This is a genomic window from Candidatus Centipeda massiliensis, assembly GCF_900290285.1.
Lineage (GTDB): Bacteria > Bacillota > Negativicutes > Selenomonadales > Selenomonadaceae > Centipeda > Centipeda massiliensis.
In genome coordinates this window covers 148,486-162,718 of record NZ_LT985754.1, presented here as the reverse complement: position 1 = coordinate 162,718, position 14,233 = coordinate 148,486, and the positions used below count along the sequence as shown (strand labels likewise).

General features: G+C 53.8%; 12 protein-coding genes and 1 pseudogene. 2 read left to right on the top strand and 11 right to left on the bottom strand.

Going from position 1 to position 14,233, the window contains the following annotated elements:
- Nucleotides 1-55: 55 nt before the first annotated feature.
- From C8273_RS00835 to C8273_RS00815, 4 genes are all read right to left on the bottom strand, one after another.
- Nucleotides 56-2,002, bottom strand: coding sequence for a site-specific DNA-methyltransferase (locus C8273_RS00835; protein WP_199820962.1), 1,947 nt, complete (start codon nucleotides 2,000-2,002; stop codon nucleotides 56-58).
- Nucleotides 2,003-2,011: 9 nt separating this feature from the next.
- Complete coding sequence (locus tag C8273_RS00830; RefSeq protein WP_106625983.1) at nucleotides 2,012-2,848, bottom strand: hypothetical protein; 837 nt, start codon at nucleotides 2,846-2,848, stop codon at nucleotides 2,012-2,014.
- Between the two features lie 540 nt (nucleotides 2,849-3,388).
- Nucleotides 3,389-4,036, bottom strand: a complete 648-nt coding sequence (locus tag C8273_RS00820) for a DUF4391 domain-containing protein (RefSeq protein ID WP_106625981.1) — start codon at nucleotides 4,034-4,036, stop codon at nucleotides 3,389-3,391.
- A 15-nt stretch (nucleotides 4,037-4,051) separates the two neighbouring features.
- Nucleotides 4,052-7,285: a helicase-related protein gene (locus C8273_RS00815; protein WP_234343756.1), complete on the bottom strand. Its 3,234-nt coding sequence runs from the start codon at nucleotides 7,283-7,285 to the stop codon at nucleotides 4,052-4,054.
- Between the two features lie 217 nt (nucleotides 7,286-7,502).
- Between C8273_RS00815 and C8273_RS00810 the strand changes: the two genes are divergently transcribed.
- Nucleotides 7,503-7,796 (top strand): type II toxin-antitoxin system RelB/DinJ family antitoxin, encoded by a 294-nt coding sequence (locus C8273_RS00810; RefSeq protein WP_106625979.1) that lies wholly within the window; start codon nucleotides 7,503-7,505, stop codon nucleotides 7,794-7,796.
- A gap of 31 nt (nucleotides 7,797-7,827) precedes the next feature.
- On the opposite strand, the pseudogene C8273_RS13405 reads toward C8273_RS00810, so the two are convergent.
- A pseudogene (locus C8273_RS13405) lies at nucleotides 7,828-7,978 on the bottom strand (secretion protein HlyD).
- Here C8273_RS13405 and C8273_RS00805 point away from each other — a divergent pair.
- Nucleotides 7,965-8,228: a type II toxin-antitoxin system YafQ family toxin gene (locus tag C8273_RS00805; RefSeq protein WP_106626806.1), complete on the top strand. Its 264-nt coding sequence runs from the start codon at nucleotides 7,965-7,967 to the stop codon at nucleotides 8,226-8,228. The pseudogene C8273_RS13405 and the gene C8273_RS00805 sit on opposite strands and share 14 nt — an antisense overlap.
- A 146-nt stretch (nucleotides 8,229-8,374) precedes the next feature.
- Here the strand turns inward: C8273_RS00805 and C8273_RS00800 are convergent, their stop codons facing one another.
- The 6 genes from C8273_RS00800 to C8273_RS00770 all read right to left on the bottom strand — a co-directional run bounded on the left by C8273_RS00800 (nucleotide 8,375) and on the right by C8273_RS00770 (nucleotide 14,127).
- The gene (locus tag C8273_RS00800; protein ID WP_106625978.1) at nucleotides 8,375-9,289 is read right to left on the bottom strand and encodes a 5'-nucleotidase, lipoprotein e(P4) family; all 915 of its coding nucleotides are present in this window, start codon (nucleotides 9,287-9,289) and stop codon (nucleotides 8,375-8,377) included.
- Between the two features lie 451 nt (nucleotides 9,290-9,740).
- Nucleotides 9,741-11,657 (bottom strand): DUF2075 domain-containing protein, encoded by a 1,917-nt coding sequence (locus tag C8273_RS00790; RefSeq protein WP_234343755.1) that lies wholly within the window; start codon nucleotides 11,655-11,657, stop codon nucleotides 9,741-9,743.
- Between the two features lie 95 nt (nucleotides 11,658-11,752).
- Nucleotides 11,753-12,268: a cysteine hydrolase family protein gene (locus tag C8273_RS00785; RefSeq protein ID WP_106625977.1), complete on the bottom strand. Its 516-nt coding sequence runs from the start codon at nucleotides 12,266-12,268 to the stop codon at nucleotides 11,753-11,755.
- Between the two features lie 23 nt (nucleotides 12,269-12,291).
- A complete protein-coding gene (locus tag C8273_RS00780; RefSeq protein WP_106625976.1) occupies nucleotides 12,292-12,570 on the bottom strand; it encodes a type II toxin-antitoxin system YafQ family toxin in 279 nt (92 codons plus the stop codon).
- 1 nt (nucleotide 12,571) lies between these two features.
- Nucleotides 12,572-12,835 (bottom strand): type II toxin-antitoxin system RelB/DinJ family antitoxin, encoded by a 264-nt coding sequence (locus tag C8273_RS00775; protein WP_106625975.1) that lies wholly within the window; start codon nucleotides 12,833-12,835, stop codon nucleotides 12,572-12,574.
- 59 nt (nucleotides 12,836-12,894) lie between these two features.
- The gene (locus C8273_RS00770) at nucleotides 12,895-14,127 is read right to left on the bottom strand and encodes a glycerate kinase type-2 family protein (RefSeq protein WP_199820960.1); all 1,233 of its coding nucleotides are present in this window, start codon (nucleotides 14,125-14,127) and stop codon (nucleotides 12,895-12,897) included.
- Nucleotides 14,128-14,233: the final 106 nt, after the last annotated feature.

The following is a 14,233-nucleotide window of genomic DNA, read 5'->3' as shown; positions in this document are numbered from 1 at the left end:
CAATCTGACGGACTTCATTTTATCAGCGATTCCTTCAATATTTCAAAACAACAGATCAGAGCACCCGCCGCACCGTTGCGGGGCTGTATGCCGCAAAGAGCTGGTCGAAGTTCGTCAGCGCAGAGTCGTCCGCCATCGAGGCATCACGGAACACCGCATAATAGGGCTTGCGCTTTGCGATTGCCGTCACCGTCTCGTCCGTCACATCACGGTCAAAGCACGCGAGGAGAAAGCCGACCGCAACGTTAAAGACGCGTTTCCCCGCGATCTCCTCTACCGTAATCGGTGCCGAGAGCAGGATGCCGAGATCGAGCATCGTCTGAAAGAGCAGATCCTCCGGCGTCCGATCTGCCTTGACATTGTCAACCTGCGCGAACAGCCCGTCCTGCGTCACCGCATCGGGCGCATAGTAGACATCGGTCATATTGCTCGTATCGAGCCGCAGACAACGGAACCCGAGGTCAAGCCCTGCCGCCTTCTCGCCCACCTCCGCCGCGATCTTCGCCCCCGCACGGCGGATGCGCTCCTTGCCGATCTCGCAGATATTCCGATAGCCCGCCCGATATGCCGTACCGCCCTCGTCCGTCACCTCGGGCAACTGCACCATGATGAACTTCCTAGACCCTCCATCCTCGGCGTTCAGCTGCATCACGGCATGGGCGGTGGTGGAAGAGCCGGAGAAAAAGTCGAGGATAATATCCTCTTTCCCTACATTTGCTAGGGTAATTAGCTTTCTGAGAAGCGATGTCGGTTTTGGAGTATCAAAAACAACACCTCCGAGTATTTTTATTAACTCTTTTGTCCCATTGGTGGACGTTCCAACACGATCTGCACTAAACCATGAATTATCAATCGACCCGAATTCCTTTTTCTCCTCATAGAATACTTTGAGCTGAGGACGCCCTTGTCCATTGTTCGTCCAAACAATACGATTTTCTGCTAATACCTCGAAGAATTTCTGCTCAGAAAATCTCCAGCATCTCCCGCTCGGTGGAAGGTGTTGATCACCCGTATTAGGGTTTATGATAGGGTAAGTAAGATTCGGCCGAATATGGGGAGCGTCAAAAGGATCTGCCTTCCAAGCTCCGCGAGGATCATGATCGGGATTGTCAAATTTATCCGCATTAAGAGGTAAGGGTCTACAAACGAAACTATCTCGTTTATGCCACTGTGTGTAATTCGATTCCTTTAACCTCCGATTTTCCTGTCGCCTATTCTTAGCATACACACAAATATACTCATGATTTATGCTGAAATCTGTATCATTTTGCACAGAAGCCCTTGACTGCCATGGTATCTCAGCAACAAGATTGTATTCTCCAAAAATCTCATTGCAAACCTTCTTGAGATTCTCCTGCTCGCTGTCATCAATACTAATAAAGATAACCCCATCATCCGCGAGCAAAGACTTCGCTACTCTGAGACGCGGATAGATCATATTCAGCCAGTCCGTGTGAAAGCGCCCGTTGCTCCCATTGTTCGCACGAAAATCATACGTCCGATTCCCGTCTTCATCGTAGACTTTACTCGCCGCAACGAAATCCCCATTCTCCATCGCAAAATCATCATCGTACACAAAGGCATCATTCCCGGTATTGTACGGCGGATCGATATAGATCATCTTTACCTTGCCGAGATACGTCTCTTGAAGCAGCTTCAGCACATCGAGATTATCCCCCTCGATGTAGAGATTCTCACTGTCGAACGCGCCCGCTGTGCCATCCCGCCCGACACTGTCCTCCACGACGGGGCGCAGCGTCATCGCAATCGGCGCATTCGCTGCGAGGATCGCCTGCCGCTTGTCCGGCCATGTGAAGGCATAGCGCTCCTCACGCCCCTCCACGATCTCACGCGCGAGCTCCTGCCGCAGCACATCAAAGTCAATCGCCTGCACGACCTTCCCGTCCCGCATGACCTCCGTCAGCGCATTCGGGAACAGCCGCCCCACCGCCTCGATATTCTGCGCCACGTTGTCCCTGCTGTGCATCTTCAGCTTATCCATCCTAACACCTCACAAATTAAGAGCAATCGTAGAATTTGCCACCCTCTGCTCGTCTCCAACGGGTGTCGTATAGAAGCGTTGTCCAATACCATATAAAAGCATTTTTAAATCCTTGTTGGAGCTAATTGCAAATTGTTGACCTTCCACGGAAAGATTAGGGCAATATTCTTTAATATAAGAAAATATCTTCTCCCTATCCTCTTGTTTCATATTTGAAAACTGATCCACTGCTTGTGCAATAAGTTTTCGATTCGTTTTTTTAACCTTATCGGTTTCAAAGCCATCCATAAGAGTTATAAACGAATTCGATAAGAACGCCTTTACTTCCTGATCGGTAGCTTCTCGATACAATATTTCCATACCCTTAAATATCATAGATGCTGTCTCGAACCTTTGAAAATATAATAAGTCTTTCTGAGGCACATAGATTGCATCTGGATAATCATTAAGCGCTAATACCCCTGCATCAGGAACATATCGGAATTTTCCACCAAACTCCCAAATATGCTTTTTTCTCACCAGCTTAGCTTTCGTAACTCTTTGAAAAAATATACCGTTATCATTCTTTGCAAACAAAAAATCTATATTTCCGTATTCCTCTTTTTTCAAACTATCGTAATCAACTGTTTCCCAAGCTCCACTTGTTATGTCAATGCTAAATCTTTGTTTCGAAAACTCCAGTATCATAAACCATTCTCCAGGATCTAATTTGGCACCTGGATTGTATGAAACTGCATCTATAATTAAGTATTCTATATTGCTATATATATCATTTTTTGTAGACAACACCTTTCGATATTTATTGCTATTTCCACGTATTCTCAACTTAGCAAAAACATGTGTCATTTCCTTTCCTCCTGCCTAATTACTAAATAGGTTGTATCATTTAATCTTTTAAGATGTTCGAATGACATCTCCTTTCGATTTCGAATAACATTCCCGCGAGCAATGATAAATATTCTTGTCCTCTCTTTTGTAAGGACATGATAGTAATGATACCCCAATAGTAAATATAACGGGTTAAAGTATTGTGTCTGGGAAAACCACGTAAATACAAAAACGATTCCATATAGAAATCCCATTGTAATATTATCCGGCACGGATAACGAAACAAAAAAATACCCTAAGTACACAGGAAGAAATTCATTATCCGCCAAAGAACTCTCCCGGCAACAAGTCAACGAGTCATCATCCAGCCATCTTGCGCATATAAGTGCTAAAAAAGACAAGATTATTGGAATAAATAGAAGAGCTAGTCCTGTTTCCAAGGTCGAAACATCATAAATCTTATACTGCGACTTAATCCCATAAACAACGAGCATCCATGATGTAGCATTTAGTGTAAGAAGAGCTCTATAGCACCAGTCCATAATAATCTCCAAACATCTACAACTCTATCATATTTTGCAGCGCCCGCAGCTGCTGCACAAGTTCAAATTTTTTCTTTGGCTGTTTCTCCCGCCGGATCTTCGCCTCGAGCGCAGCAATCTGCTTTTCGACGCGCTCTCTGCGTCCCTGCGCCGCGACGCTCTCCCGGAGGGTCGATGTCGGCGCATCTCCGAGCGCACTGCCCGCAATCCGGCGGACGAGATTCTCATAGACGGCATCCATCGACAGCCCCTCGATGCGCAGAGCGGCCTCCCCCACAGGCATCCAGTCTGTATAATAGTACCGCTCCACCCGCACGCCCGTTCTCTTTGCGTCGGGCGTTTCTTTGTAGGCAACAGCAAGGCGCATCCGATCCTCCCACACGAGGACAAAGAGGATGTGATACGGGATCGCACGGTCAATGAGGCGCAGAACAGCCTCATCAATTTGCCCATCGTTCAGACGCAGCTCGAATACCTCGAGCTCCTGCACCTCCTTCCCTGCGGCGAGGTTCAGCACGTCCGGCGCGATCTTGTTGCGCCAGTGGATGGATGCGATCTGCGCGCTGAACGCCTTTTTGAGCGCAGGACTAGGCTCGCATTTGCCATAGATTTTCTGTTTTGGGATTCTCCGATTGAGTTCCGTAGAGGCCGGCAGTCCGAGCATATTCTCCCTCCGATCCTACCGCACGACGAGGAAGCAGATGAGCTCAAAGTCGTCGAGACCCGCAACATCGTTTCGCAGGGCGTTTGTTCCGCCCGCAGAGAAGAGGCTGTCGATGTCGCTCTCCTCCTTTACGTCGATGATGGAGCGGATTGCATCGTTCAGCAGTGCAGAGACGGCGCGCATATCGCGCCCGTCGTCCGTCTCACGGTTGAACGGCTCGTATGCCGCACGGATCGGCTCCATCTTCCCGCGGCAGAGGAGACGGATATCGTCGAGCATCTTCTTTGGATTCTGATAATCGCAGAGTATTGTCCCATCCTGCCCGATGTAGACCATATAGAATGGGTGAATGCGGTTGCGTGTATCAACGCCTAGGCTGCCGCGGATGTTCTTCAGGACGAAGATGACGCCCGCGCCGAGCTCATCCGTGGCAGGAACGACAGCGTGCAGTCCGCGCGGCTTCTTGTCCATATCGCCGTGATCCTTCAGATAGGCGAGCAGGTCGAGGCGGAATTCGTTGAGTCCGAGATCCATGATGGAGATGCCGTCGCTCATATCCTCGATGTCAACGACCTCCTCCTGCAGGCGTTTCAGCTGCATTTTACGATACTCTAGGTCGCCCTTTTCCTCTGGGTTGATGAGATCATCGTCGCCCGTAGAGGTCATGATGCTGAGCCGCATGCGCGACTCGACGCGCGGCTTGAGGTTGATGTAGTCGTCGAGGGTCAGATCCGGCCAGAAGTTCACGAGCTGTATGCACGCATTCCGACTGCCGATGCGGTCAATGCGCCCAAACCGCTGGATGATGCGCACGGGGTTCCAGTGGATGTCGTAGTTGACCATGTAGTCGCAGTCCTGCAGGTTCTGTCCCTCGGAGATGCAGTCCGTCGCGATCAGGACGGTGATGTCCGCCGTGCTGCCCGGCATGAGTACGTCCCGCCCCTTCGAGAGGGGGGAGAAGCAGGTCAGTACGTTGTTGAGCGTTGCGCGAAAGCCCGCGATCGTTGTGCGCCCGTCGATGGAGCCGGTGATGAGTGCCGTGTCGCAGCCGTATGTTTCCTTGAGATACATACTGACGTGCTCGTAGAGGTACTCCGCTGTATCAGAAAATGCCGAAAAGACGAGAACACGGCGATTGCCTTCGTTGATGGGGTGCTCGATCTTGTCCGCGATGAGGCGCAGGAGTTCCTGCAGCTTCGTATCGTGTGCAGGGGTGATGTCCGCCACCATTTTCGTGAGGACGCCCAGTATTTCGCTGTCCTTTTTCAGCTCCCTCCGCCATGATTTCCAGTCCATGTCTGCCAGGTCGACGGGCACCTTTTTACCGACGGCAAAGAGTTCTGTATTCTCATCATCCATATCAAGGTCGGATGTCTCCATCTCATACAGAGGGAGCTCCGCGCGGCCGGACTGCTCGAAGCGGTTGATCTCAGTGATCGCAGTATCGATGCCCGCCTTGATTTTACCAAGGGTCAGACGGAACGAGTGGACGGAGCTCTCGAGGCGTTTGAGCAGGTTGATGCTCATCAGCCGCTGCATGCCGCGCTCGCGCCCTGTCTGCGTCAGGTTCTCTCCCTTGTTGTGGGTGAGGTCTTTGTATTTGTCGCGTCTGCTCGGGTGGATGTAGTCCGACGGCGTATAGATGCAGAGTGTGAGCTGTATGAGCTGCTCGTAGATCTCATGATAGTTGATCGCGCCCGCCAGATCTGTGAGCTGCGGGCGGAGGGAGATGGGTTTCAGGCGTGCGGGGAATTTGCCAATGGCGCTCGTGTCATAATATTTCTCGATGTGTCTGCGCGAGCGTGCGATGGTGCCGCTGTCGAGCAGCTCGAAGAAGTCAAAGTCGAGTTTGCGCAGCAGTGTGTCCGTCGTGCGTTCCCCAGGCTCCTCTTTGCTCCATGTGTTGAATGCGCTCTGTGCCTGCCGAAAGATGTCCTCGATGCTCCTCGATGTGTCGAGGCGCTCGTCGAGGTTTGCCGCGTGCCCCGCGTAGGCGAGGGCGAGCTGGTTCTTTAGATCGGTAAAGCGGTTGTTGACCGGCGTCGCAGAGAGCATGAGGACCTTGGTCCGAACGCCGGCGCGGATGACGCGCTCCATGAGCCGCTGATAGCGGTTCTCCTGCGTATGGCTGTGCGTTCCGATGCCGTTGCGGAAGTTGTGCGACTCGTCGATAACGACGAGGTGATAGTTCCCCCAGTTCAGGCGATCCAGATCGAGCCCGTTTGACTGTCCGTGGCTGCGCGAGAGGTCGGTATGGAAGAGCACATTGTAGTTCAGACGATCCGCAGCAAGGGGGTTGTTGACGTAGTTGTCCTGGTAGGTGTTCCAGTTCTCCGCGAGCTTTTTCGGGCACAGGACGAGGATGTTCTTGTTGCACTCCTCATAGTATTTCATGACGGCAAGTGCGGTAAATGTCTTGCCGAGACCGACGCTGTCCGCGAGGATGCAGCCGTTGTATTTCTCGAGCTTGTTGATGATGGCGAGAACGGCATCGCGCTGGAAGTCGTAGAGCATACCCCATATTTTGCTCTTTTTGAATCCGACTTTTTCATCCGGCAGCTCGTTCTCGGACAGATCACCCAGGAACTCACTGAATACGTGATAGAGGGTTGTAAAGTAGATCATCTCGGGCGCATGCTCTGCATAGGCGGTGCTGATGTTCTCAATGACGGCATCTGTCACGTCCTGCATGCGCATAGGGTCGTTCCAGAGTTCGTCAAAGGTGCGCATATACATCTGTGTCGCCTGCGGCTCGTCCATGCACTGGACGATGTTATAGGCGTTGTTTCCGCGCTCGCAGCCGAGATCCACGGTGGTAAAGCCGCTCATCGGGACATAGACGGTCTGCTTCTCGGCAGCAGAGACCGTCATGAAGCCCATCATCTGCTCGCCACCGGTGTTGGATTTGAACCGCGCCTTTGCACGGATCCAGTCCGCGCACTCCTTCGCAATCGCACGCTGCGTCATCTCGTTGCGCAGACGCACCTCGAACTCCGTGCCGTAAAGGCTCGTCTCACGCGAGATACGCGGGATGTAGAACTCGCGCTTCTCCTTTGCTGCCTTTTCCCGAATAAATGTGGGCGAGGTGAAGAGAAAGCGGAACTCCTCCACGGACGCCAGCTGCTCACGCAGCTCTTGATACGCATACATGGAGAAACACGCCGCCGCAATGGACACTCTGCTGCCGCGCACAATCTCTGCCCGCAGATCGTCGCGCACCGTGTTTGTGATGTTATCGAATATCTTCACTCTGCTCCACCAAATCTTTCCCATAGAGATTGGCTCGATCAAACTTGCGTCCCTATTATAACATATTTCAAATAAATACAAAGATACATCTTTTTTAGAACCGCTCCCTCGGACGCCTTGCACACTGACAAAATCATAAATATCGGCTGCTGAAAAGAAGCGTTGTGTTGCACGTGCTTCATTTTTGCGTTACAATCAGGAAAAGGAGGTTGGTACCGTGTCTAAGACTGCAACGATCAATATGCGCATTGAACCAACGATCAAGGCGCAGGCCGAGCATGTTTTTTCCAGTTTCGGCATCTCTGTAACCGATGCAATTAACATCTTTCTTCATGCATCCATCATGGAGGGCGGCTTCCCCTTCCAACCCAAGCAGCCCCGCTACAACAAGGAGACTCTCCTTGCGATGCAGGAGGCACGCGATATCATGAGCGGAAAAGTCGAGGCGAAGCGCTATCCGTCACTATCTGCCCTGATGCATGATCTGGATGCGGAGGATGCGGATGCTTGAGCTCGTCACTACCGCACAGTTCCGCAAGGACTTAAGGAAGCACTGATAAATTCAGCACTGCCATCTTGGTGCATCTGTTTTCGCCCTGCCTGTGTTGACAAATCCTCCACATAGCCTCTGCTATGCGTCCGGTTTGTCTCCTTGGCAGGACAAAAAATCTGCACTAATCTGACAGACTTCATTATTATCAGCGATTCCTTAAAACGGCAGCGAAAACGCGGGGCAGATATCCGAAAACTCGATGATGCTCTGCAAATACTCTGTGCGGAAAAATCGCTGCCCGAAAAGTATCGGGATCATGCCCTCGTGGGCGACTATATTGGTTTTCGAGAGTGTCATATCTCACCGGACTGGCTGCTCATATATGCTGTCGACAAAGGGAAACTGATCCTGATTGCCTCCCGCACAGGCTCTCATGCGGACCTTTTCTAGCCGCTTCTTTGCAGTCGGTTTTTCTTTTGGTGTTTTGTGCTGATGTGCCTGTGCATGACACGTTTTCATCACTGAATATATGAGAGCCCGCCCCCACTCCCTCGTGCAACAAGAGAGCAGAGACGGGCTCTTTTCATTGTGTTCTATTACTCCGTCAGTGTCTTTGCATAGAAGTCCTCGCGCGCCTCGGGACTCATGGTCATGTAGTCCTTGGCGAGGGCACTGACCCAGGAGCCGTAGGCGGGGTTCGGGAAGACGATGTACTGGATGCCGAACTCCTCCTGCGCCGCGTCGATGGCGCCATTGCGCGCAGCGCGGTTCATGCCCTTCGTCCCGAGCGGGAGATCGCCCACGTTGTCGCCCATGTAGACGACGACATCGTAGTCCTCTGTGATCCGATCAAAGCGCGGCTGTTTGTCACTCATCTTCCGATCCTCCATGAGGAGGAGGTGCTCTGCATCCACGGAGGGGAAACCGAGTGCTGTGAGGTTCTCAATGGTCGGCTCGAAGTTGACCTCACTCCAGCGGTTGCTGACGTAGAAGATGGCAACGCCGCGCCGTGCGACCTCATTGAGGAAATCCACCGCGCCCGGCATGGACTCGGAGCGTCCCTCGTGCACGGTCGCGCGCCACCAGAGGGCATCGTAGCGGCCGTTGCCCGCGGCGGCAGCCGCTGCCATGGCGCGCGTGTTGTCCGTGACGGTCTCATCGCAGTCGAGGACGATGGCGAGCGGTTTGCCGCTGCGAGCGGCGGGGTTCGCCTGCGCCCGGTCGATCGCCATGAGCGCCGCATTGTAGCCCTGATAGCAGAGCGCACGGTACTCTGCCGAGGTACGCATCCAGAGCAGCGCCATGTACTCGGCATCGGCGAGCTGCTGTGCGCTTACCTCCTCCTCGGTCAGCGGCAGAGGCATCGGTGCATCCTGCGGATTCTCCACATACGCCGCGCCGCTTGCCGCCGTCACGGTCGGTGCAGCATAGCCCCATGCGCTCCCGCCGAGCAGGAATGCCGCGCAGCCGAGCGCGAGTGTTTTCTTCCACTGGGTGTTCCATGTGTTCATAGTGAGATGCTCCTTTTCCTAAGGAATCACTGAATGTATCAGCAATCCTATATCAAAATTTTCAACCTATTATAACATATTTTTTGAAATAAAAAAAAAGCTGCTTGAAAAACAGCCTCAAAAATCCCACTCACCACACCTTCACCTGACACATCCACATCACTGCGCGTGCCCTGCACACAATCACACTCCTCTATTTATATGGATTCATTTCACACCGCATGCGCGGATTCATTTCCGAACATGCAGGAGTATTTCGCCTTTACATCGGACTTATAAGCAGATATGTTAAGGGAGCACTGATAAATTCAGCCGCGCCATCTTAAAGCATCTTTTTTGCCCGCACTGTACCCACGATCCTCCACATAGCTTTGGCTATGCGTCCGGTTTGCTTTCTTGTCCGAACAAAAAAATCTACGCCAATCTGAGGGTCTGTTTTATCAGCGATTCCTTAAATCTCTCGCAGCCCCAGGGACCTCAAATATTCATACGTAACATCATAGTATTCCGGCCTCCGCGTTTCATCATCCGGATCACCCTCAGGAACGAAGATGACGAGACCTTGCCGGGCTCGGGTGAGGAGGACACGATAGGCGTTCTTCAGGTAGCGTTGCCCCTGTTCCTTGTTGACGTGCATCCAGCGGGCTCCGCGGCAGTCAAAATAATCAAACCCTCCATCACAATAGCGGAGATCTGCGTCCCACGCAAGGAGACCATAGTCGATCTCGAGCCCCTGCACCTCAAACTCCGTGGCGGGAACCTCGAGGAAACAAGAAGCATCTGCATTCGCCGGATCATTCAAGAACCATGCAACAGGATCCCGCTGCACATTCACCCAAATGCCAACACTTCTCAAACGCTTCGCCTTTGAACTCGCAAGCACCCCTGCCCACTCCGTCCCGCGCACTTTGCTGCGCACCCACGCCTTTGCACGCGCAAGGTCCCGCGTCAAAACGATGGGATAGTTCAAATAAAGCGCAGCATAGAGCTCTCGTGCCGCAGCTGTATCGTCATCGAGCAGCGCCTTAACAAAATCTGCAAGCCGCTCACTGCGGAAGGAACGCAGCGATACGCCCAGATGCAGGGACGAGACAACTCGATACGCCCGATCCCCCAGCATCCGCGGAATGTCACTGCTCCCCACATACTCACTGTCTGTCATCCGATCCGATAGATGGATCTCCCAGTTCGGAGATTGTTCACGCAGTGCATGCAGCCATTCCTCTATACCGGCCTCACCCGTATTGATCTCCTGCCCACCGCCGATGAGACAGACGATCACGGCCCAGTCCGCATGTCGATCCATGATACTAATGAGGAACTCCGGCTCCGATTGGTGAAAATCTGGCACGCCCTTTTTTCGCTTCATAAATTTCATCAGTGCATCGGCATCCCATGCACGCTGCGCCTCGTCAAAAATGGCAACTTTCTCGATGGGCGGACGCGACGAGGACAACGCCTCATCGCGGAATTTATGAATCACTTGGATAAAGGACTTCGTTTCTCGTCGCGCCTGCTCTTTGGTCACTTTGTGCATCGCTGCTCTATCTCGCGCCAATGCCTCCTGCAGAACTGCAACGAGAGGGCCGTTCCCCGAGAGAAATCCGGCATGTTCATCCTCATTGAATTGATGACGAGCATTGGCTATGTTGAGGCCCGCAAGTGTCTTTCCCGCCCCAGGAACTCCTGTGATAAAACAGATCGCCTTTTTGTGGCGTGCCTTGCATTCATCTATGATCTGGTTGATCGCTGCCGTTGTCACAGTCAAATTTTCTGCTCCTGCATCGCTGCGCGATATATCACGAACCGAATGCGCGCGATAGAGTGCCTGTGCCGCCTCGATGATGGTCGGTGTCGGCGCATAGCGCGCATCCAGCCATGCGTCCATGGATAAAGGAGAGGCATGCATCTGCGGCAGGACCTGCCGAAGCACGCTCCCGATATTATGCCGATTGCAGCAAAGCACCTGCGCAATCCCATCCTCCATCAGAGACAGTGTATTCGCCTGATCAGCCGCTTCCGTCGGCACAATGATCGGCACGATTGTGCGGTCCCGACTCGCCTCATGAAAATACTTTAGATCAAGGGCATAATCCACCACTTGATCTTTTGTTGATTTTGCATACGTATCATCCCCGACCTTAAACTCCAGCAAGAAAATAATCCCCTGGATGATGAGCACGACATCCACACGGTGTCCCATGCGCGGAATCGTGAATTCAAAGGCGATCTCTCCGTCCAGAAAGGAGGCAATCTGCTCCTTTAAAACCTGGATCTCTGCACGCCATGCGTTCTTTTGAACATCCTCGGTCCGAAACGAATCCTCGATCATCAACCACCCGAGGATGCGATCTTCTTCTGCCGTCAAAAAAGAGGAAATTGAACCCGAATAATATGCTCTTCCCATCATAATCTGCCTATCACAACGATAAAGATATATCCTCCATAATACTGTGGGCAGCGTCACTGCACCTCGACCTGACACATCCGCATCGCCGCAAGAGCATTCGCATGACTCTCAGGCGTCACCCCCGCGCAGCAGGAGGCATCGACGGTGATGCGCTTCTCGGGATAGAATGCCTTGAGGAGGAGGGCGTTGGAGATGACGCAGATATCGGTGCAGAGCCCGACGAGTTCGATTTCGTCGCAGTCCACGAGGGCGGCGGGGAGTGCGGTCGCGCCAAATGTCGGCTTTTCGATAACGGCGACAGCAGTGCGTACAAAGGGCTGCAGCACATCCGCGATCTCCCAGCCCGCCGTACTGCGGATGCAGTGCTCGACGGGCAGTTTCTGTCCCTCCTGCGTTTGGAGATAGTCTGTCCCATGTGTATCCATGGTAAAGATGAGCACCGTGCCCGCCGCCTGCTCGGCTGCGAGTTTCTCCACGAGATGCGGCAGCATTGCCTGCGCCTCCTTTGTCCCGAGTGCTCCGTCAATGAAATCGTTCTGCATATCGACAACGACGATTGCTTTGCGCATGATGTTTTCCTCCGTTTTCCCCGTTACTCTCCAAAGAGATCGGCATGTGTCCCCGTTGCTGCAGCGGACAGGATCAGTCGATCCTCAAAAAGCTGGTACATGAGCAGCCAATCCGGCTCAATGTGGCACTCCCGAAAATCCCGCAAATTTCCACCAAGCGGATGGTCTCGGCAGTTGTCGGGGAGTGGTTGTCCGTGTTGCAGGAGTGCCAATACCGCAACGAGCTTTCTCATGTCTTTGCCGCGTTTTTTCGCACGGCGCACGTCACGTTTCATGCGATTCGTATAGACGATCTGATACACGCTAGTCCTCCAGCATGGACGCAACGGCTTCCTCCGCAGAGGAGAATGGACCGTGCAGGTTCCGCCCCGTGCGGCTGTCGCGTATCGCCTCCATCAGGTCATCCGGCATACCGCGCTGCTGCACGGAAAAGGGGATCCCCGCGTGTGCGATCGATGCCCGCAAAAAGATCCGAATTGCCGTCGCCGTATCTAGCCCAAGGCTGTCAAAAAGCTCATCTGCCTCCTGCTTTACATGATCGTCAAGCATTAACTCGAATCGTGTCATGATGTTTTCCTCCGTATCTGCTTCCTTTGGAAAGCGCTGAGAAAGGAAGCTCCGATCACTCAGCCCCGTATCAGCACAACCGCCACGTCGTTGACGTTGGTGCCGGTGGGACCCGTGATGATAAGCCCATCGACGGCGTTGAGCGCCGTGTAGGAGTCGTTCTCGGCGAGTGCCGTCGCGGCATCCATGCCCGTGCGTGCAAGCGCTGCCGCCGTGTCGCCGTCGACGTAGCCGCCCGCCGCATCGGTGGGGCCGTCGGTGCCGTCGCTGCCGATGCTGAATACGGCGATGTTATCGCGTCCTGCGATGCCGTCCGCCGCTGCGAGTGCAAGTTCCTGGTTGCGTCCGCCGCGCCCCTTGCCCACGAGCTGTACGATGGTCTCGCCGCCGGCGATGTAGGCGTAGGAGGTGCCATCTCCTGCGTGCGTACGCGCGATGCAGGCGAGGAACTGTCCTGCCGCGCGCGCCTCGGTGTCCAGCTGATCGGTGAGCAGAACGGGGGTATAGCCGCGCCGCTCGGACGCACGCGCCGCCGCCGCGCATAGCTCGCGCACGCTGCCCGTGATGTGTGTCTCGACGTTCGGGAGTGCGGTTGGCAGCGGCGCATCGAGGAGGGCAGCCGCCTCCTTGGAGAGGTGCAGCCCGTATTTTTGGACGACGGCGTGTGCGTCCTCTGCGGTCGATGTGTCGGGGTGCGCGGGACCTGAGGCGATCATGTCGAGCGGGTCGCCGAGGATGTCGCTGAGGACGATGGAGAAGACGTGCGCGGGGGCGCAGTGTGCGCCGAACCGCCCGCCCTTGACCGCGCTCATACGCTTGCGGATGGTGTTCATCTCGACAATGGATGCACCCGATGCGAGCAGGTGTTCAGTGAGCGCGGTCAGCTCTGCGGGAAGGATGAGCGGCTGTTCAAAGAGGGCGCTCCCGCCGCCCGAGAGGAGGAATAGGACGGTATCCTCCGCCGTGAGGTTCTCTGTGAGTGCGAGTGCCTCCACGGTCGCCGCAAGCGAGTTCTCATCGGGTACGGGATGCCCCGCCTCAACACAGCGGATGCGCGGGATCTCGCCCATGACATGACCGTACTTCGTGATGACAAGCCCGGTGTCAATGCGTTCGCCGAGTACGTCCGCCGCCGCGTGCGCCATCTGCCACGCCGCCTTGCCGACCGCAATGAGGACGACGCGCCCCGCGCCGAACGTATGACCTCTGAGTGCCTTTTCTACGGCGGCATCAGGAAGGATCTCCGCGAGGGTCTCTTGGATGATGCCGTCGGCATCGCTTCGTAAATTCATAACAATGCCTCCTTTTTCCTACTATTATAGCACAGTGAAACAGATCCCCAAAGTCCCCATTGACCAGAATGACTTTCTATGGTCTAATAGTATCATAAATATGGGA

Coding starts and splice junctions, on each gene's coding strand:
- C8273_RS00785 (WP_106625977.1), bottom strand. CDS start 12,268: ATGCGCAAAGCAATCGTCGTTGTCGATATGCAGAACGATTTCATTGAC.
- C8273_RS00820 (WP_106625981.1), bottom strand. CDS start 4,036: ATGCTCGGACTGCCGGCCTCTACGGAACTCAATCGGAGAATCCCAAAA.
- C8273_RS00800 (WP_106625978.1), bottom strand. CDS start 9,289: ATGAACACATGGAACACCCAGTGGAAGAAAACACTCGCGCTCGGCTGC.
- C8273_RS00830 (WP_106625983.1), bottom strand. CDS start 2,848: ATGACACATGTTTTTGCTAAGTTGAGAATACGTGGAAATAGCAATAAA.
- C8273_RS00775 (WP_106625975.1), bottom strand. CDS start 12,835: ATGACACGATTCGAGTTAATGCTTGACGATCATGTAAAGCAGGAGGCA.
- C8273_RS00770 (WP_199820960.1), bottom strand. CDS start 14,127: ATGAATTTACGAAGCGATGCCGACGGCATCATCCAAGAGACCCTCGCG.
- C8273_RS00835 (WP_199820962.1), bottom strand. CDS start 2,002: ATGGATAAGCTGAAGATGCACAGCAGGGACAACGTGGCGCAGAATATC.